Annotated in this window: 13 protein-coding genes and 1 other RNA gene; 7 read left to right on the top strand and 7 right to left on the bottom strand. The window is 60.0% G+C overall.

The genetic code is table 11. The features are described 5' to 3' along the window. Positions 1 to 4: 4 nt before the first annotated feature. Complete coding sequence (locus FMN63_RS20725) at positions 5 to 799, bottom strand: thymidylate synthase (protein ID WP_148586061.1); 795 nt, start codon at positions 797 to 799, stop codon at positions 5 to 7. Positions 800 to 954: 155 nt separating this feature from the next. On the opposite strand from FMN63_RS20725, the gene ssrA reads away from it, so the two are divergent. The 4 genes from ssrA (at position 955) to FMN63_RS20705 (ending at position 2,595) form a co-directional block, all read left to right on the top strand. Then, positions 955 to 1,324, top strand: a transfer-messenger RNA (tmRNA) gene (gene ssrA, locus FMN63_RS20720). 174 nt (positions 1,325 to 1,498) lie between these two features. Next, positions 1,499 to 2,074 carry an SspB family protein gene (locus tag FMN63_RS20715; protein ID WP_148586060.1) on the top strand — a complete coding sequence of 192 codons (576 nt, stop codon included), beginning with the start codon at positions 1,499 to 1,501 and terminating at the stop codon, positions 2,072 to 2,074. Between the two features lie 17 nt (positions 2,075 to 2,091). Then, complete coding sequence (locus tag FMN63_RS20710; protein ID WP_148586059.1) at positions 2,092 to 2,355, top strand: DUF4169 family protein; 264 nt, start codon at positions 2,092 to 2,094, stop codon at positions 2,353 to 2,355. A 6-nt stretch (positions 2,356 to 2,361) separates the two neighbouring features. Continuing rightward, on the top strand, positions 2,362 to 2,595 hold the full coding sequence (locus FMN63_RS20705; RefSeq protein WP_148586058.1) for a ribbon-helix-helix domain-containing protein: 234 nt from the start codon (positions 2,362 to 2,364) through the stop codon (positions 2,593 to 2,595). Positions 2,596 to 2,920: 325 nt separating this feature from the next. Here FMN63_RS20705 and FMN63_RS20700 read toward each other — a convergent pair whose 3' ends face one another. Beyond that, positions 2,921 to 6,763 (bottom strand): AsmA family protein, encoded by a 3,843-nt coding sequence (locus FMN63_RS20700; RefSeq protein WP_148586057.1) that lies wholly within the window; start codon positions 6,761 to 6,763, stop codon positions 2,921 to 2,923. 181 nt (positions 6,764 to 6,944) lie between these two features. After that, on the bottom strand, positions 6,945 to 8,369 hold the full coding sequence (locus FMN63_RS20695; RefSeq protein WP_148586056.1) for an FAD-binding oxidoreductase: 1,425 nt from the start codon (positions 8,367 to 8,369) through the stop codon (positions 6,945 to 6,947). Between the two features lie 82 nt (positions 8,370 to 8,451). Between FMN63_RS20695 and FMN63_RS20690 the strand changes: the two genes are divergently transcribed. After that, the gene (locus FMN63_RS20690) at positions 8,452 to 8,991 is read left to right on the top strand and encodes a thioesterase family protein (protein ID WP_148586055.1); all 540 of its coding nucleotides are present in this window, start codon (positions 8,452 to 8,454) and stop codon (positions 8,989 to 8,991) included. A gap of 75 nt (positions 8,992 to 9,066) precedes the next feature. Here FMN63_RS20690 and FMN63_RS20685 read toward each other — a convergent pair whose 3' ends face one another. Next, the gene (locus tag FMN63_RS20685) at positions 9,067 to 10,881 is read right to left on the bottom strand and encodes a chloride channel protein (protein WP_148586054.1); all 1,815 of its coding nucleotides are present in this window, start codon (positions 10,879 to 10,881) and stop codon (positions 9,067 to 9,069) included. Between the two features lie 260 nt (positions 10,882 to 11,141). Here FMN63_RS20685 and FMN63_RS20680 point away from each other — a divergent pair, with 260 nt between their 5' ends. Beyond that, complete coding sequence (locus tag FMN63_RS20680) at positions 11,142 to 12,794, top strand: chloride channel protein (protein ID WP_148586053.1); 1,653 nt, start codon at positions 11,142 to 11,144, stop codon at positions 12,792 to 12,794. A 42-nt stretch (positions 12,795 to 12,836) separates the two neighbouring features. Here FMN63_RS20680 and FMN63_RS20675 read toward each other — a convergent pair whose 3' ends face one another. Together FMN63_RS20675 and FMN63_RS20670 are read right to left on the bottom strand one after the other, a co-directional pair. Beyond that, on the bottom strand, positions 12,837 to 13,871 hold the full coding sequence (locus tag FMN63_RS20675; protein WP_148586052.1) for a phytanoyl-CoA dioxygenase family protein: 1,035 nt from the start codon (positions 13,869 to 13,871) through the stop codon (positions 12,837 to 12,839). Between the two features lie 70 nt (positions 13,872 to 13,941). Beyond that, positions 13,942 to 15,756 carry an aminopeptidase P family protein gene (locus tag FMN63_RS20670; protein WP_148586051.1) on the bottom strand — a complete coding sequence of 605 codons (1,815 nt, stop codon included), beginning with the start codon at positions 15,754 to 15,756 and terminating at the stop codon, positions 13,942 to 13,944. Between the two features lie 248 nt (positions 15,757 to 16,004). Here FMN63_RS20670 and FMN63_RS20665 point away from each other — a divergent pair, with 248 nt between their 5' ends. Further along, the gene (locus FMN63_RS20665) at positions 16,005 to 16,208 is read left to right on the top strand and encodes a hypothetical protein (RefSeq protein WP_286192717.1); all 204 of its coding nucleotides are present in this window, start codon (positions 16,005 to 16,007) and stop codon (positions 16,206 to 16,208) included. A gap of 195 nt (positions 16,209 to 16,403) precedes the next feature. Here FMN63_RS20665 and FMN63_RS20660 read toward each other — a convergent pair whose 3' ends face one another. Next, complete coding sequence (locus FMN63_RS20660; RefSeq protein WP_148586049.1) at positions 16,404 to 17,294, bottom strand: 50S ribosomal protein L11 methyltransferase; 891 nt, start codon at positions 17,292 to 17,294, stop codon at positions 16,404 to 16,406. Between the last annotated feature and the right edge of the window lie 44 nt (positions 17,295 to 17,338).

Genomic DNA, 17,338 nt, shown 5'->3' with positions numbered 1-17,338 from the left:
TCGATCAGACTGCGATCGGCGCCGCTATATGCGGAAGCGGATCGTAGCCGGTCAGTTCGAAGTCCTCGAACTTGAACGCAAAGAGATCCGTAACATCCGGATTGATCTTCATTTCCGGCAAGGTCCGGGGCGAGCGCTTGAGCTGTTCGCGGGCCTGGTCGAAGTGATTTGAATAAAGATGCGCATCGCCGAAGGTGTGCACGAAGTCACCGGGTTTCAGGCCGGTCACCTGCGCCACCATCATGGTCAAAAGCGCATAGGAGGCGATGTTGAAAGGCACGCCCAGGAAGACGTCCGCCGAGCGCTGGTAAAGCTGGCAGGAGAGCTTGCCGTTGGCCACGTAAAACTGGAACAGCGAATGGCACGGCGGCAGGGCCATCTCGTCGACCAGCGCCGGGTTCCAGGCCGACACGATCAGCCGCCGGCTTTCCGGATTTGTCCGGATCATCTTGAGGAGATTGGCGATCTGGTCGATGGACCGTCCGTCCGGCGCAGGCCAGGACCGCCACTGGTAACCGTAGACCGGCCCGAGCTCGCCTTTCTCGTCCGCCCAGTCGTCCCAGATCTTCACGCCGTTTTCCTTCAGATACCGGATGTTGGTATCGCCAGCCAGAAACCACAAAAGCTCGTGAATGATCGACTTCAGGTGCAGCTTCTTGGTCGTTGTGCAGGGAAAGCCTTTTGAGAGATCGAAGCGCATCTGGTGGCCGAAGATCGAGCGCGTGCCCGTTCCGGTCCTGTCGCCCCGGTCAACGCCTTCGTCCAGTATTTTTGACAAGAGATCGAGATATTGCTGCACGGCGGAAGCCTTCGCGGTCGGGAGATCTGGAGTTTGAGGGTAACTTGGCAGATTTTCCCGAAAAGACAGCCCCTTCCCTGCACTTTCCCCAACTTGGGCGTACTGTGGAAGACCGGCCGCAAACCAAGCCGGCAAACGACGCGGATTGCCAGAAGCCTCTTTCAATTCAAGACCGAAGCCCTTATATCAGGACTGCTGGTTCGCCAGCTATGGCAATAAATGGTCAGTGAAATAAACCTATCGGACCCGGGGGCGGTACCCGGCGCCTCCACCCAAGCCCATGAGGCTAAGCTTCAGAAACTTCATGGGTTTCGGCGGGGGCGAAATAGGATCGACGAGGGCGTAAAGACTGTGCTTTTGCTCGGCATTGTACCACCGTTATCGGGCTCTCTTAATAGTTGCAAATGACAACTATGCTATGGACAACGCTGTCGCAGCGTAACGCTGCGCCGGTAGTCCACTAAGTCCTTTGAGGTAGCACTCACGGGCGGGGTTCGGAGGCACCTGGCAACAGAAGCCTCCACTTGATCTTCCCATGTATTTGAAACGTCCTAAATAGGTTGCGGGAGTTGCGGGCGGTGATTGCCCGGTTGCACACATTAATCTGGGTTCACTCGGAAAAGAGCCTTTTCTTTTTGATCTCGGACCGTCAATGTGCTCCTGATAGTGGACTTTTCCAGCGAGATTCGACGAAACCTGATGTCTGAAGACCTTCTGCGATACGATATTCTGATCCAGGACGCGCTGCGTGGAGCGGTGAAGAAAATACTTGCCGAAGTCGGTCGAACCGGGCTGCCCGGAGACCACCACTTCTACATCGCGTTCGACACCAATGCCCCGGGCGTGCGCATTTCCCAGCGACTCAAGGAGCGCTACCCGCAGGAAATGACCATCGTACTGCAACATCAGTTCTGGGATCTCGCCATCGGCGAACATGCGTTCGAAGTTGGCCTGTCCTTCGGCGGCGTGCCGGAAAAGCTGCTGGTGCCTTTCTCCGCCATCAAGGGCTTTTTCGATCCATCCGTGCAGTTCGCTCTGGAGTTCGATCCAGGCAAGACGGCGGAAGAATTGCCGGAAGAACTGCTGGAAGCGGTGGAAGAACTTGCCAAGGCCGAGCAGGAGCTTGAAGGCAGCGACGCCAAACAGGACGATGGCACCGGCAACCAGGAAGCAGCCTCCGGCGAACAGAAATCCAAACCTGCCGCTCAGGCCACGGAAAACAGTGACGGTGGCGGCGAAGTCGTTTCCCTGGACGCCTTCCGCAAGAAGACCTGAAATCGGGAGCCTTTCCCATGAGCGCGGAGATCATCAATCTGCGCATGGCGCGCAAACAAAAGAAGCGTGAGGACAAGGACAAGTCCGCCGAAGACAATCGGCGCAAGTATGGCCGGTCCAAAGCTGAACGCGACGCTGCCCGCCAGCGCCGGGAGACACTGGAAGCTCATGTCGACGGGCATTTGCTGGAAGAGCCTCATGGCCCGGAAGCCGAAACATCCGCCCCTTCAAAGTCCAATGCAGAAAAGCCCGGCCTGGACCCGTCCGGCGACGGCGACTGATCGCCAATGGCTTTGCTCAAACGCTCCCTCTCCCTTCACGGCCACCGCACCAGCCTGGCGCTGGAAACCGAATTCTGGGACGTGGTCGATGCCCATGCTCATGCCGAAAACAAGTCCCTCGCAGGACTGATCGCCGAGATCGACGACAACCGCGATCCGGAAGACCCGCTGTCTTCGGCCGTTAGGGTCTGGGCCTTGAAACGCGTGCAAAAGGAAGCTGAACAGCTTTCGAAGGTATGAGCGGCTGGCAATCAGATTGCCGGTCTCCTGCTTTTCGCCTGCACACAGCGCTGTTGGAATTGCCCGGACCGCCTCCCCTCTCGCCGCCTCAGTAACACACATCTCCCTCATCCTGAGGAGCGCGCTTGCGTGCGTCTCGAAGGATGACGACACATTCTTGAGCAAGCAGCCCATCCTTCGAGACAGCGCTTCGCGCTTGCTCAGGATGAGGGGAGACTGTTGGAAAGCTGGAGTTGGTAGGGCAGCTTCTTTTCTGACGACCGTTCAAGGGCTTCAGGCAACACTTGTCCGATACCGACGAGCGAAGGCTCGTCGCACAGGCCTATCACTGCGCGCCGGGCAGGACCAGCGGCGAGCCGACGTCGCGGGTCAGGAGGTCCTCAATCGAGACGGGCGGGTCCAGAGGCGGCAGGCCGTTTGATGGTTTTTCGGCCGGAACATCACTTGGCGGCGCTGTCAGATCGTCCAGGTCCGGGGATTCCAGAAGGGTACGGATGCGATCGGCAAAGGGGGCTGCGGCAACGGCTGGAGCCGGTGCCAGAGTTGGAGCTGGCGGGGGCGCGGCGCGGGTTTCCCGGCGCGGCGTTGAGTCGGTTTGCTGTGGCAGGGCCGAATTTTCCTGCTTATCCGGATCTGCCTGAGGCTCGCTGCCGTCTCCGGACTGCCCCTGCTCCAGTTGAAGCTGCTCTTCCTCTGCAGCACGTGTCGCTTCACGCTGCCGGCGGGCCTCGCCTTCTCGCTGGTTTTTCAACTCCCGCACAAGACGGTCGCGTTCCAGGATTTCCGCCTGCAGTTTCTCAACGCGCTCAACTTCCCGCTCAAAGGCGCGCAACGTCAGATAGGCGGTGAAAGGTGCGATATCGATACGGCGCTCCGGTGCTTCCACAGGCCCTTCGAACAACAGCCCGACTTGCGGCTCAGCACCCGTCACCGCATCCTCGCCCGGATCGACCTTCAAGGAGAAATCCGCATCAAGGTCGTAGTTGGCAAGGTCCACTTCGGCACTGCCAAAAATCTCGGCCTTTTCTGCATCGACCACCACATTGCGCGCACTCAACCGGCCGCCAACCATTGTCAACGTGCCGTCAACGCGCTTGAACGGCAGGCTGCCCGCAGCCATGTGGCTGACGAAAACATCGCGGATCTTGTCGTCCTGAAGGTCCAGCCCCGCGTCCACAGCGCGGGTCACCAGCGGAAAGGCCTGCGGATTGAGGCCCCGGAAGTCGCCGTTTTCCATCGAGAACGTGCCACCGCCGGTGAGGCCGCTCACGATCGCCGAAATCGACCGCCCAGCCCCTTCGAACTCCAGGAAAAGGTCGAGCGTTCCGGAGGCGACCGCCCTGTTGTCCGGCCGCCACGACACCTGCCTCAGGTCGGCATTGTCGAGTTTGACCCGGCCGGAGGCCGCTGCCTCAGCTTCCGTTCGGCGGATCGAGAGACTGCCGTCAAGCTGGCCACCGGCAAAGGCTCCGTGCAGCCCGTCCAGACGGAACAGGCTCGGTGACAGCCGAAGCTCGGCACTGGGACTGGTGATTGCCGTTTCCTCGTCCAGCAGCAGTCTGTCTGCCTTGAGCTGCACTGTCAGGTCAAGACCATCCAGAAGCGGCGAGCCAAACGGGGTCGTCGGCCACATACTGGAACCATCGCCGGCCGAGAACCACTGGTCCGGGCCAAGCACGAGTTCCGTCATGGTGCGCAGATCGGCCTCGGACACCATCATCTCGCCGGAAAAACGTCTGTTGCGTTCTCCCTGAGCCGGTTCAAGGTCGCCTTCAAGACGTCCCTCGAAGGACGTGGACCCGAGCGCCCCTTCGGCCCTGCTGACAGCCAGTGAGCTGCCGACACCTTCCAGATCCACCGAAAGCGCAGCCGGGATCGTGCCGCTCATGATCGGCAGAACCCGCCCGGCCATCAAGGCCAGCGGCCCAAGGTCGGCGGTCTCCGCATTCACGGACATCAGGTATTCCGGCGCCTCATCCTTTTTCAGGGTTACGGTGCCCGTGGCGTCGACCTTTGATGCGCCGATTTCGGTGGCAAGATGCGTCGTCAGGCCCTTGGCCGGAATGCCGGCAACATTCAGCGCCAGATGGCCACTGCCGGCAGCTTCCAGCGGAATGACGTCGAAACCGAGCTGCTGCAGAAGTCTGCCGCCGTCCGGACCGTTCAACTCGACGCCAACAGCAATTTCCGCATCGTGCCACTGATCGACACGCCCCTTGAGTTCCGCATTGATTTCAGTGTCCGCCCCGCCCGCGCTGCCATCGAGGCGCAGCGTCATGTCTGTTGTCTCGCCCGCTGCGGCAGCCTTCAACTCCGCATCGAACTTGGCAGGCACCAGACTTGCGGCTGCACGCTCCAGCCGCTCTGCGAACACGGTTTCCGGAAACAGTCCCCCCGCCAGCGCCACAAGGCCGCTCAGATCGCGGGCATCGAGCGTTCCCGAGACTGCCCCCTCAGGGGCAGAAAAAAGATTGCGGATATCGCCGGAGACATCGAGCCGGGCGCCTGCGAGATCGTCCGCAAACAGCCTGTCGATCCGGACGCCGCCGTCCGAATATTCCGCTTCCAGCGCCAGACCTTTGCCTTCGACACCGCGCGCCACCACCTGTTTGGCACGCAGACGCAGGGAAACGTCGAGACCCTTGGGATCTTGCGGGTCACCCGCCGCCCCCGCCTGGGGGTGAAGCAGCGCAGCCATGTTTTCGATCTGGTCCAGATCGAGCCGGTCAGCCTCCAGAGACAGAGAGAATTCCGAGTTGCCGCTTCGAGGAATACGGTAAGCCAGACCGCCACGGGCTTCGGACCCGGCAATGGTCAGCCGCAGATTGTCCAGAGCCGCTCCGTCTTGCACCAGGTTCAGGCGGCCTTCCAGGGTCACCGGCTCGATTGTGCCGGCACCACTGTCCTTCTTCCGCCACCAACTCAGCAGCGATCCTGGCTGCTCGGAGTTGATCGACACCGCACCGCGATAGGTCAGAGACGGCTCCAGACCGAGATCGCCCTGGGTTGCAACCATCGTGCGGCCCGGCAGGCGTCCGGCAAGGCGCGCAACGCGCCAGCCGCCCAGCGTGGTTTCAAGATCCAGACGAACATTCTGAATGATGCCGCCACCGGCCACCAGCGCCGGAACGTCCATGGAAATGGCGCCGTCGATGGACGGCAACGGAACGACGCGAAGGGCCGCGATCAGCCGCTTTGCCGCCTCGTTGATATCGACTGGCGACTGAGGCCCGCCACCAAGCAACCTGTCCAGATCAACCTGCTTCGACTTCGCGCGGATCTCGAACCGTTTGTCGCCTGCGTAAAGCAGATCCGCATTGCCGGTCATGCTCAAACGCCGGTCTTCAGGTCCGTAGCGGAATTCGAATTCAGGAACGGCGACCTCGGCGATATCGGCAGTGAACTGCCCTTCCGCCTGCCACGTGTTCGGATCGTTTTCTTCCAGCGCGACCGAGGCGATGTTGAACCGGCCATCGAAGACCGGGGCTGCATCGGCCACCTGAAGGTGGCCATCGAAGGAGAAACTGACAGGCCGGTCGGTTGGCGTCACGTCGCCTTTCACGCGCAGTCCGGCATCTTCCTGAGCGCGACCTGTCGCCAGACTGACCGTATAGGGCGTTCCGTTCAGCGTGAGGCTTCCAGCACCCCGGAACGGCCCGGCAAGCGACCGTGCGGAGACGACAAGGTTGCCGTTATCGATCCTGTTGATCTCCCCGGACCGCGCATCGACAATCGTCAATGCGCCGTCGCGGATCGTGACGTTTTCGAAAGACAGATCGTCTGGTGCCAGTTTGGAGATGGCCCCGTTTGAGGTCATGGCGGTCAGCCAGTCCAGACGGCCCTGCTCATCCAGCGAAAGCGCCAGATGCGGGCGGTCGAGTTCCATATCCAGAACGCGAATCTCGCCCTTCAGAAGGGACGGAAGTTCGATACGCATATCGAACCGCGACACAACCAGCAGCGGGTCTTCCGCACCGCCGACGCGAACGTCGGAGAAACTGATGGACGGAGCAGGCAGAAGCCGCAGATCCGCCTCGCCCAGCACAGTCACCTTATGCCCGAGCGCGCGTTCCGCATAGCTTTCGAAAGTCGAGCGGTAAACGGTCCAGTCGATAAAGAACGGCCCGACCAGCGCTGCCACCAGCACCAGAATGACTGTTACACCCAACGTGATGTAGACGGAGTTCAGGCCTTGTCTCCTTGTTCTCCAAAGTCACCGGATATCGTACCGGATAGATGTAGCCGATCCCTGCTGCAGTGCAAACACAGGATTGCCGGCGCCAGCCGGACCGCAGCAGCGCGTCGTCCGGCGAAGCAAAACGAACCTATTGAACTGATTCGATACAATATCATGACTGCGGCAGGATCTTGCCGGGATTCATCAAATTGTGAGGATCGAGCGCCTGTTTGACAGAGCGCATAACCTCAAGCGCTTCGCCATGTTCCCTGGCCATGTATTTCTGCTTGCCCTGGCCGACCCCATGTTCGCCGGTGCAGGTGCCGCCCATGTCGATCGCCCTCAGTGAAAGCCGTGCGACAAAGTCCTCTGTCCGCTGCTTTTCGTCCGGGTCCTCCAGATCGACAAGGATCTGGACGTGGAAGTTGCCGTCGCCGACATGGCCGACGATTGGCGCCAGCAAGCCTTCGTTGCGGATGTCCTCGGCCGTGGCCGCGACGCAGTCGGCAAGGCGCGAAATCGGCACGCAGACGTCCGTTACCATGATGCTCGCGTCGGGCTTCAGCGACTTGCCGGCCCAATAGGCGTCATGGCGTGCGGCCCACAGTTTCGTCCGTTCCTCAGCACCCGTCGCCCATTTGAACGGCCCGCCGCCAAATTCTTCGGCGATGGCGGAAAAGGTCTCGGACTGCTCCTGAACGCCAGCCTCAGACCCATGAAACTCCAGGAAAAGCGTCGGCGTTTCAGGCAGATCCAGCTTGGAATAGGTGTTGCAGCCGCGCACCTGAACTTCGTCCAGGAGTTCGATACGGGCAACAGGCAGCCCCATCTGGATGGTCATGATCACCGCGTTGCAGGCCGACGCGACATCCGGGAACGGGCAGACACCGCCGGAAATGGCCTCCGGCTGTCCATTAAGGCGCATGGTCAGCTCCGTGATGATGCCAAGCGTGCCTTCCGAGCCGACAAACAACCGGGTCAGATCATAGCCGGCCGAAGACTTTTTCGCTCTGCCGCCCGTCTTGATGATGCGTCCGTCCGCCGTCACAACGGTAAGACCGAGAACAGCGTCCTTCATCGTGCCGTAGCGAACCGCATTGGTGCCCGACGCACGCGTGGCCGCCATGCCGCCAATGCTTGCATCCGCACCCGGATCAATCGGGAAGAACAGGCCGGTGTCGCGAATGAAACTGTTGAGCTGTTTGCGCGTCACCCCGGCCTCGACACGGCAGTCGAGATCCTGTGCGTTGACTTCCAGAACGTTGTTCATGCGTGACAGATCGATTGAAATACCGCCAAACGGCGCATTCACGTGACCTTCAAGCGATGATCCTGTTCCGAAGGCGATCATCGGCACCTTGTAGGCAGCGCAGATCTTTACCGCTTCGGCGACTTCCTCGGTCGTCTCCACGAAAACGACAGCGTCTGGCGGCTGATTCTTCAGCCAGGTAGTGGTGTGGGCATGCTGTTCCCGCAAGGCCCTGGATGTGGAACAACGGTCCTTGAACAGCTCCGTCAGCTTCTCGATGGCAGCGCCAATCCCGCTATTCTTTTCAAGAGCTTGCGCTTCATTGGTCGCATTTGCCAGTTCCGGCATTTTCTTTCCTCCTGGGGCCGCGCTTTTGTCTGCGCGGTAAAAAACCGAATATGTTAGCCCCGGCCCGAAAGGTCAAAGCCTAATGGGCATTTCTCGCAGGGTTGGACACAATGGCGCAAGGAGGATTGGAAAGGTGACTTGGGACGCAAAGCCGGTGGAAAGCGAAATCATGACGGTCAAGGAGGACTGGATCGATTACAACGGCCACCTGAACATGGCCTATTACAACGTTCTGTTCGATACTGCCGTCGACGAGGTCTTTCTGCGCCTCGGCCTTGGTCCCGACTATGTGAAGACCCGCGACGCATCGTATTTCACCGCGGAAGTGCACGTCTGCTATGTGCGCGAACTCAGCGCCGGCATGCCGGTGATCGCGACACTTCAGCTTGTCGACTTCGACGCCAAGCGCGCCCACTTCTATCAGGAACTGCGCCATGCGGAAGAAGGCTGGCTGTCGGCGACCTCCGAGCAGCTCAGTCTTCATGTCGACATGAAAGCCCGCAAGGTTGCCCCCTGGCCGGAGGATATTACGGCCAATTTGACGGCCTTGTCTGAAGCTCATCGTTCATTGCCGCGCCCGGAACGCGCCGGGCGCCACATCGAGATCCGCAAAAAGCCTTGAGCCATTGATCCGCGAACAAAAAAAGGCCCGTGGAACGGAACACCGCTCCACGGGCTGACATCTTGGCCGACTGTCTCAGCCGTAGTGGTTGGAGACAACCACGCCGGCAATTTCCTTGGAATCGACGACACCGACCACATCGTCCGGGCGCGGAATGCGGCCGTCGCCGGAGACGATGATCGCGCAGCTGCGGTTGCGGTTGTTCATGCGGGTAATCACCGAGTTCATGATATTCGTAGCCGGGGCAACCACGAAGTCGCTCGAGAGGACTGCGCGCAGTGTCTGCCCGGCAATACGGTCGGCTTGATACGGAATTGTGCCGAGGCGCACGAAACCGGCGATACGAGCCCCATCGGACGCGATGATGTGGGAAGCTCCATCGGCGCTCACCGCGGAAATGGCTTCCTGGATCGGCGTATCGAGCGGCAGGATCACGAAGTTCTTCGCCATCACTTCTTTGATCGGCTGCACCAGATACATGTTGGTGTGCCGATTCTGAGGGATCGGTTTGCCACGATGGCGCAGTTTGACGGTGTAGATGTTGTCCGTGATGAGCCAGCGCCGCATACCAACCGCAATCGCGACCGCCAGAACCAGCGGCACGATGACGTTGTAGTCGCGGGTCATCTCGAAGATCATCACGATGGCGGTCATCGACGCCCCGGTCGCGCCGCCCACAAGAGCCCCCATGCCCACAAGGGCAAATTCCACAGGTGTGAACCCGCTGTCCGGGAAGAGGTGAGAACACAGGACACCGACCATGCCGCCCAGCGTCGCGCCGATGAACAGCGAGGGCGAGAACACACCGCCCGACGCCCCTGCGCCAAGGCTGATCGATGTCGCGATGATCTTCGCGATGAACAGAACAGCCAGCAGAACAAGCGTATACGGCGTCGAGTTGAGGATATCCTGGATCGTCGCATAGCCGACACCGGCCGTGTGGTAATGACCGGTGGTCAGCATCAGAGCATAGCTCAGCGTGCCGATCATCAGCATGCCGATGATGTTCTGGGTGTAATCATTGCCCGGAAGCTGGGGGAACACATCCTCGCACCAGGCAAGCGTGCGGATGAAAGCCCAGGAGGCGATGCCCGCCAGCACGCCAAGCAGCGCATAGGCGCCAAGTTGGATCGGGTCGATGGCTTCGATCGCCTTTTCCGCCGAGATCGGAACGATAAAGGCAGGGTCGAGACCAAAGGCAATGCGGCCGGCATAGGTCGCCGTTGCGGTGGCAACAACCACCGGCAGGAAAGTCCGGTTGCTGACCTCAGGCAAGAGCATCTCGACCGCAAAGAGCACACCGCCCAGCGGCGTGTTGAAAGTGGCCGCAATCCCTGCCCCGGCGCCCGCCGACAGCAGCGTGATTTTCTGCCATCTGGGCAGATGCAGGGCCCTGGCGATTGTCGAGCCGAAAGAAGCGCCGATCTGGATGATGGGGCCCTCACGGCCGACAGAGGCGCCTGTGCCAATGGAAATCGCAGACGCGAAGGACTTGACCAGTGCCACAACGCCGCGCACGTCGCCCTTCTTGTGGTAGATCGCGAACATGACCTCCGGCACACCATGGCCCTTGGCTTCGGGCGCGAAGGTCCGCACCAGAAAAACCACGATCAGGCCGCCGATGACAGGCACAAGAATGACCAGGGCACCAAGCGGGCTGGCTTCCGCGAACTGGTTTGCGTCGTAAACGGTCGAAAATTTTCCGTAATAGAAAAGGTTGTGAACGATCGAGATAAGATATCGGAAGAACACCGCTCCGGCGGCTGCAACGATCCCTATGAAGAACGCAACAAGACACAGCAACGGAACAGAAAAAACGCGTTCTTTTATCTCGTCGGGAGCCCCATCACCGGGCAGTGACTGGGTATCGGACGGTTCAACAACGGACATGGCAGGCCAACACTTTTTGGCTGAAAGGGCAAACTATGGCGATTGCCGAAGCCCCTGACAACCGGTCTCGGCGACCGCAACGGCAACTTGGCTCAAGGCTTCGACGTCCCCTCCTTAAACCTGAACACATGAAAATCAAGGGACAAGCGCTTTTTTTTTGATTTTGTCGATGAAGTAAAGCTGTTCGTCCTTAATATGGGCGCGTGTGCCAGATTGGCTCTTGTTTCCAGGTGAGTGCCGCCGACCAAATGCCAGATCGATTGAACTTTTTCTTTAGGCTCGTTCCTGCCATTCGTTCCGGCATCGTCAGGCTTTTCGCAGGCATCTGGCTCAACATCAGAGAATTTCTGCGTCAGAAAAGCCATATCGTCTGGCTACTGGCCCTTCTGATTGGCACCTTCGTTTCCTGGGCGGCCATTATCTTTCGCGAGATCATCAGTCTCGTGCAGGTGCCCTGGCTCGGCACCGCGACGGAACATGTCGTCAGCGCTGCCGCAACCCTGCCTTGGTACGTGATTGTCGCCGGCCCCACCATCGGCGGACTGCTGGTTGGTCTACTGCTTCAGTACATGCAGCCGATGCAGAGAACTTTCAGTGTCTCGGATGTGATCGAGGCCCGGGTGAAGGGGGGGCGCGGACTGCCGTTCTGGCCAGGCATTTCATCTGCCCTGATCACCGCGTTGTCGCTCGGCTTCGGTGCCAGTGCCGGGCGCGAAGGCCCCGTCGTCCATCTGGGCGCGACCATCGGGGCGTCGGTCGGCCGCCTGTTTCAGCTTCCCGAATCCGCGCACCGCATTCTGCTGGCTTGCGGTGTTGCCAGTGCGGTCTCGGCATCCTTCAACGCGCCCATCGCAGGGGTTCTGTTCGCCCATGAGGTCATTCTCGGCCACTATGCCATGTCGGCGATTTCGCCTATCGCGATTGCGGCCGTCACAGGCACCGTGTTTTCGCGGCTCTGGTTCGGTGATGTCGCCGCTTTCGTGATCCCAGGACACCAGATCACCTCCTATTGGGAATTTCCGGCGTTCGCCCTGCTCGGCCTTGTCTCTGCCCTGGTGGCGATCCTGTTCCAGTTCGCATTGATCGGAACGGACTGGTTCGCGCGGAACATCTCGATACCCGTCTGGCTGAGACCTGTTATCGGAGGCTTCGTGGTCGGGTTGATTGCACTGGTCTTTCCCGATGTTCTCGGCGTTGGCTATGAAACCACGGATGCTGCGCTGAAGGATCAAATCCCGCTGGCGATGCTACTGGTGTTGCTCGTTGCCAAAACAGCGGCCACCGCGATAACGCTCGCGTCCCGCTTTGGCGGCGGCATCTTTTCACCGTCGCTCTATATCGGGGCGATGACCGGAGGGGCCTTCGGACTGATCGCCGCCTCTGTCTTTCCCGAACTGGCTTCAAGCGAAGGCCTTTACGCCATTCTGGGCATGGGAGCCGTTGCCGCCGCCGTTCTCGGGGCGCCCTTTTCAACGACTATGATCGTGTTCGAGCTGACCGGTGGTTACACGCTGTCCATCGCCCTGCTACTGACTGTTTCGATCGCAACTGGCCTGACCCAGGCGGTCCACGGGAAATCCTATTTCCATTGGCTGCTCGGACTGCGCGGGTACTTCGTGAACGATGGCATTCACCGCTTTTTGAGCGAAACGGTGAAGGTGAAGGACTTCATGGGCCCTCCCCCCGCCAACGAACAGGACCGGGTGTTCCGGCCGGGCGAGGACGGCGCCTATCTGCATGACACCGACTCGCTTGAAAGCGCGTTGAAAAGCTTCGATTCCAGCGGCGAAGCGCAGCTTCCTGTCGTCAGCAGCAAGGATGCGACGCGGATCATCGGCGTGGCGCGCCACGTGCGGGCGCTCAATCACTTCAACGCGGCCTTGATCAAGGCCAACGAAGAAGAGCACCACTAAAGACGGGTGGCAGACGCCCCCTCTGACGGACGCTCCGGCCGATCAGAATTTCGACGGTTCGGTTGCCAGGATCTTGCCGGCGTACCGGTGGGATGTTTTGCCCTTCAGGCGGAATTGCAGATCCTTCTGCGCCATGTAGAACCGCGCCTGGCGCCCTCTTACCCCCGGCAGATCGAACGGATCGAGCCCTGCCCATGGCAGAAACGGGTTCCGTCGCAACGAACCGTAGATGCCAACGCGGACCGACGGCCGTTTGCTCGTGGCGCGGGCATGGAAACCGTGCGTATCAGCAACGACAAGCGTGTTACCGGGAACCGCAAACCGCACAGGCTCAGGATATCTCAGCCGTTCCAACTCCTCAGGCGCAAGGCGGAAAGACCCTCGGGCATGCAGAGTGTTCTTGTCGCCGCAGGCCGACAGGCTCTGTTCGCGCTCCCATTCCAGCCGTTCCGGCGTCAGGCGGTGCGATCCGGGAATATAGGTGAAGGGTCCCTCGGCATCATCGATGTCATAGAGGAAAAACCACGATTTTGCCGTCTGATGGAACGTATCGGAATGGAAGGCCGTTTGCGGGTCCGCTCTGCGCTTGGTGTCCGGATTGGTCATGACGATGTGCAGATAGACCAGAGGATCGCCGTTGGTCGACCCGACGTACCGCAGACCGTTCTGGAAAGGCTTGCTCCAGACGAATGCTTTCAGGTGAGGCAGATCCGCCAGCACACTTGGCGGCAGGGGAATGAAGCGCGTGACCGCATTGCCCTGGCGCATGTCCCAGGCGTCGAACCGGGTTGTTTCAACTTCGCTGCGCAGAGCGGCGAGCTCGGCTTCCGGCAACACATCCCGGGTGGCGATGAAGCCGTCCCTTGCATAAGCATCGCGATCAGCTTGCGGAAGGAGATGCTCCAGCCTGCGGCGGCGCGCGTCGGCCATCTCTTCCGCAAGCTTGATGCGCTTGGCGTGCAACCCCGCCTCGTTCAGCCGGCGGCTGCCGATCAGCGGGTTGTCCCGAAACGACTTGGCCCCGGTTGCCAGTTCGGCAGCATATAGCGGCATCTTGAGAACATCCGCGGCGCGCATTGAAAAACCTCAGCTCGATAGACAGCAATTCAAAACAGAGAGGCCGGTCCAAACCGGCCTCCAGGGTCTTTTAGATCGCTTTTGTCGCCTGTTCCAGCCAGATCCGCACCTTGGCCGCCACCAACGGGCCGATCTCGTTGCGAACCGTTTCATGATAGCGATTCAGCCAGTCCCGTTCGGCGGCTGTCAGCAACGCTGGCTCGATCAGACGCAAGTCCATCGGTACCAGGGTGATGGTTTCGAACCCGAGCATCGGCCGTTCGCCGCCCGGCAGATCCCGTGCCGGGGTAACGACTTCCAGATTTTCAATCCGGATGCCGTATTCGCCGGCCGGATAGTAACCTGGCTCATTCGACAGGATCATGCCCGATTTCAGCGGCACAGTGCCGGTTTTCGAAATGCGCTGCGGTCCCTCGTGAACACTCAGATAAGCCCCCACGCCATGACCGGTGCCGTGGTCGAAATCAAGACCCGCCTTCCAGAGATCGATGCGGGCAAGCGTATCGAGCTGGGCACCGGTGGTGCCTTCCGGGAATTTTGCAGTGGAGATGGCGATATGCCCTTTCAGCACCAGCGTATAGTGCTTCTTCATCTCCGCACTCACCTCACCGACCGCAAGCGTGCGGGTGATGTCGGTGGTGCCATCTTCGTATTGGGCCCCCGAATCGATCAGGAACGGTTTGCCGACCGGGATCTTCAGATTGCTGGACCGGCTGACCCTGTAGTGGCAGATCGCCCCGTTCTGGCCTGCGCCGGAAATCGTATCGAAGGAAATATCCTTCAGGACCCCGCTTTCCTGCCGGAACTGTTCAAGCTTCTCGGCGGCGCTGATTTCATCGAGATCGCCCTGCGGGGCAACTTCATCGAACCAGCACAGGAAATTCACGAAAGCCGCGGCGTCGCGGATATGCGCGGTGCGCGCACCTTTCAGTTCCGTTTCATTCTTGATCGCCTTCGGCAACAGGATCGGATCCTGCGCTTCCAGCAGTGTTCCACCAGCCTCCGTAATGGCATCGGCGACGCCGATCCCTGCAAGGCCCGGATCGATCATCACCCGGGCACCTGCCTTGCCGAGCGCCTCCAGCCCTGGCTTGAACTCGCTCGGCTCGTTGAGTTCTGTCAGGTTGGAAAGGGCGTCGCGGACGGAATTGGACAGCTTGCGACCATCAATAAAGAGAGACGGTTTGCCATCCGCCGGAACAGTGGCAAATGACAACGGCAGCGGCGTATGCGTGACGTCCGAGCCACGGATGTTGAAAAGCCATGCGATCGAATCCGGCTGTGTCAGCACACAGGCATCCGCCTTCTTCTCGCCAAGAGCGGACTGGATTTCAGCAATCTTGTCCTTCGATGCGCGTCCTGCAAGCTCCACCGGATAGAGCGAGACCTGACCGAGCGGGGGCTCTGGCCGATCCTTCCAGACAGTATCGATGGGGTTGTTGTGCAACTTCACCAGCGTGGCACCGGCCGCCTCGCAGATGTCCTCCAGGCGGCGAACCTCACGCACTGTATGCAGCATGGCATCAATGCCAAGTTTTTGCCCCGGTTGCAGCCGCTCGGCAAGCCAATCGGTCACAGGTTCATTGATCAGGTGGCGTGCCGGAAACACCGCCATGTCGACCTGGTCCCTCACCTGGATGGTGTAGCGGCCATCGACGAAAATCGCCGCATCCTCTCCAAGAACCGCTGCCATGCCGGCAGACCCGGTAAACCCGGTCAGCCATTGCAGCCGGCAATCGTGCGGCGGCACATATTCACCCTGATGCGCATCGGCGCGCGGCACGAGAAAGCCGTCGAGACCACGGCGGGAAAGTTCGGCTCTGAGAAGCGCCACATGCGGCGCACCACAGGAAGGATCACTGAGATCATCAAAAGTTTGGAACATGTCGGCAAGATAATTTCGCGGCCCAATCGGATCAAGCTGGATATTTTTTCCGCCTAAATTGTTTTAGCAGCATTATCTTCCTCATATGCTGCATTGCAGCAAAATATTTCGCATATGCGAACAGCGCAAGGCTGGCATGCGTTACAAGGCCTACCTACGGCTCCGGCAATAGCGCATATAGAGGCCACAAAACAAAAAAGACGTTTCTCCCTAGGGAAGCTCTTGACCTTCAAATGGGATTGATCACTATGACCATGAAAACAACCACTTCGACCCGCGCTGGCGGCAGCTTCATGCGCCGCGCATTCGACCGCATGATTGAAGCCCGCTCCCTTCAGGCACGCCGCTATGTCAACGGCTACCTGCTTTCGCTGGACGACGCGACCTTGGCCTCCCACGGCTATGACCGCGAGCAGCTGGAGCGCGAAGGCACTTCAACCTCTGCGTTCTAAGGGGCTCAGGACGGTTAGTTAAAGACCACTGTGCAAAAAAAGACCCGCCGGTATTTCCGGCGGGTCTTTTTGTATTTGGAAACAGGAACGGGCGAACCACGCGAGGCGTTTGGCCGATCCTTTAAGACGCGCGCAAGCGCGCTTCGCGGGCTGAGGACGTGATCAAGCAGACCCTCGGCAAACGGGAAACTGGTATCAGGCGTGTTTCCTGCCCCGCACGAGCGTCAGTGTCAGCCAGCCGTCCTTTTCGCCGCGCCGGTCCAGAATGAACCCTTGGCACCCGTAAGCGAACAGGATTCGCGGCCCGTCTTCGACCCTGAGGCCGGAGAGCACAAGGGTTGCGGTCGGGGTCATGCGTTCGCCGATGGATTTGGCCATTTTCATCAGCGGCCGCGCCAGGATGTTGGCGATCACCAGGTCGAACGGACCGTAGTGGCGGAACCGGCGGTCATCGATACCGTTGGCCGTGAAGCCCTTCACCAAATGTCCAGCACCGTTGAGACGCGCATTTTCCAAAGCCGTTTTCGTCGCGACCGCGTCGATGTCGGTTGCCAGCACAGGTTGGCGGGATTGAAGCGCGGCGGCAATTGCCAGCACGCCGGTGCCTGTGCCCAGATCGAGAATGCTGTCGTACTCGCGCATCGACAGCAGCCGGTCGATTTCCTCAAGACAGCCGGCGGTCGTGCCGTGGTGGCCGGTTCCGAAAGCAAGCGCGGCTTCGATCTCGATGCCGATGGCCCCGCCTGGAACCTTGTCCCGGTCGTGACCACCGTGAACGACAAACCGTCCGGCCTTCACCGGCTTCAGCCCTTCCAGAGACTTTTCCACCCAGTTGATGTCCGGCAGTTCTTCCGCTTCCAGCTGCGCAGCGAAGGCATCCGCGCCGACACGGTCACGAACGGTCGCAGCCGCATCATCCGGCTCCATGTCGAACAGAAGGATTTCAGCCGCCCAGAGGCGCCCATCCGGCGTTGCTTCATAGATCGTCACCGGATTGCCGTCGTCCTCGAAGGCCCTTTCAAGGATTTCGGAAATCCGCTTGGCTTCCAGTTCTTCAGCCGTGATCCGCACCCGGATGGTTTTCATTGCCGCTCGCGCCTGTTGTTTTTGGGGTCAAGGCGTGCGGTATA

Source organism: Stappia sp. BW2 (assembly GCF_008107695.1).
Lineage (GTDB): Bacteria > Pseudomonadota > Alphaproteobacteria > Rhizobiales > Stappiaceae > Roseibium.
Note: the sequence above shows the minus strand (reverse complement) of the source record. Positions and strands in the feature narration are given on the sequence as shown.

Bases quoted from the DNA above. Each gene is read 5' to 3' on its own strand.
- FMN63_RS20715 (WP_148586060.1), top strand. From the start codon at position 1,499: ATGTCTGAAGACCTTCTGCGATACGATATTCTGATCCAGGACGCGCTG.
- FMN63_RS20685 (WP_148586054.1), bottom strand. From the start codon at position 10,881: ATGTCCGTTGTTGAACCGTCCGATACCCAGTCACTGCCCGGTGATGGG.
- FMN63_RS20675 (WP_148586052.1), bottom strand. From the start codon at position 13,871: ATGCGCGCCGCGGATGTTCTCAAGATGCCGCTATATGCTGCCGAACTG.
- FMN63_RS20670 (WP_148586051.1), bottom strand. From the start codon at position 15,756: ATGTTCCAAACTTTTGATGATCTCAGTGATCCTTCCTGTGGTGCGCCG.
- FMN63_RS20665 (WP_286192717.1), top strand. From the start codon at position 16,005: ATGACCATGAAAACAACCACTTCGACCCGCGCTGGCGGCAGCTTCATG.
- FMN63_RS20705 (WP_148586058.1), top strand. From the start codon at position 2,362: ATGGCTTTGCTCAAACGCTCCCTCTCCCTTCACGGCCACCGCACCAGC.
- FMN63_RS20690 (WP_148586055.1), top strand. From the start codon at position 8,452: ATGGGCATTTCTCGCAGGGTTGGACACAATGGCGCAAGGAGGATTGGA.
- FMN63_RS20660 (WP_148586049.1), bottom strand. From the start codon at position 17,294: ATGAAAACCATCCGGGTGCGGATCACGGCTGAAGAACTGGAAGCCAAG.
- FMN63_RS20695 (WP_148586056.1), bottom strand. From the start codon at position 8,369: ATGCCGGAACTGGCAAATGCGACCAATGAAGCGCAAGCTCTTGAAAAG.
- FMN63_RS20710 (WP_148586059.1), top strand. From the start codon at position 2,092: ATGAGCGCGGAGATCATCAATCTGCGCATGGCGCGCAAACAAAAGAAG.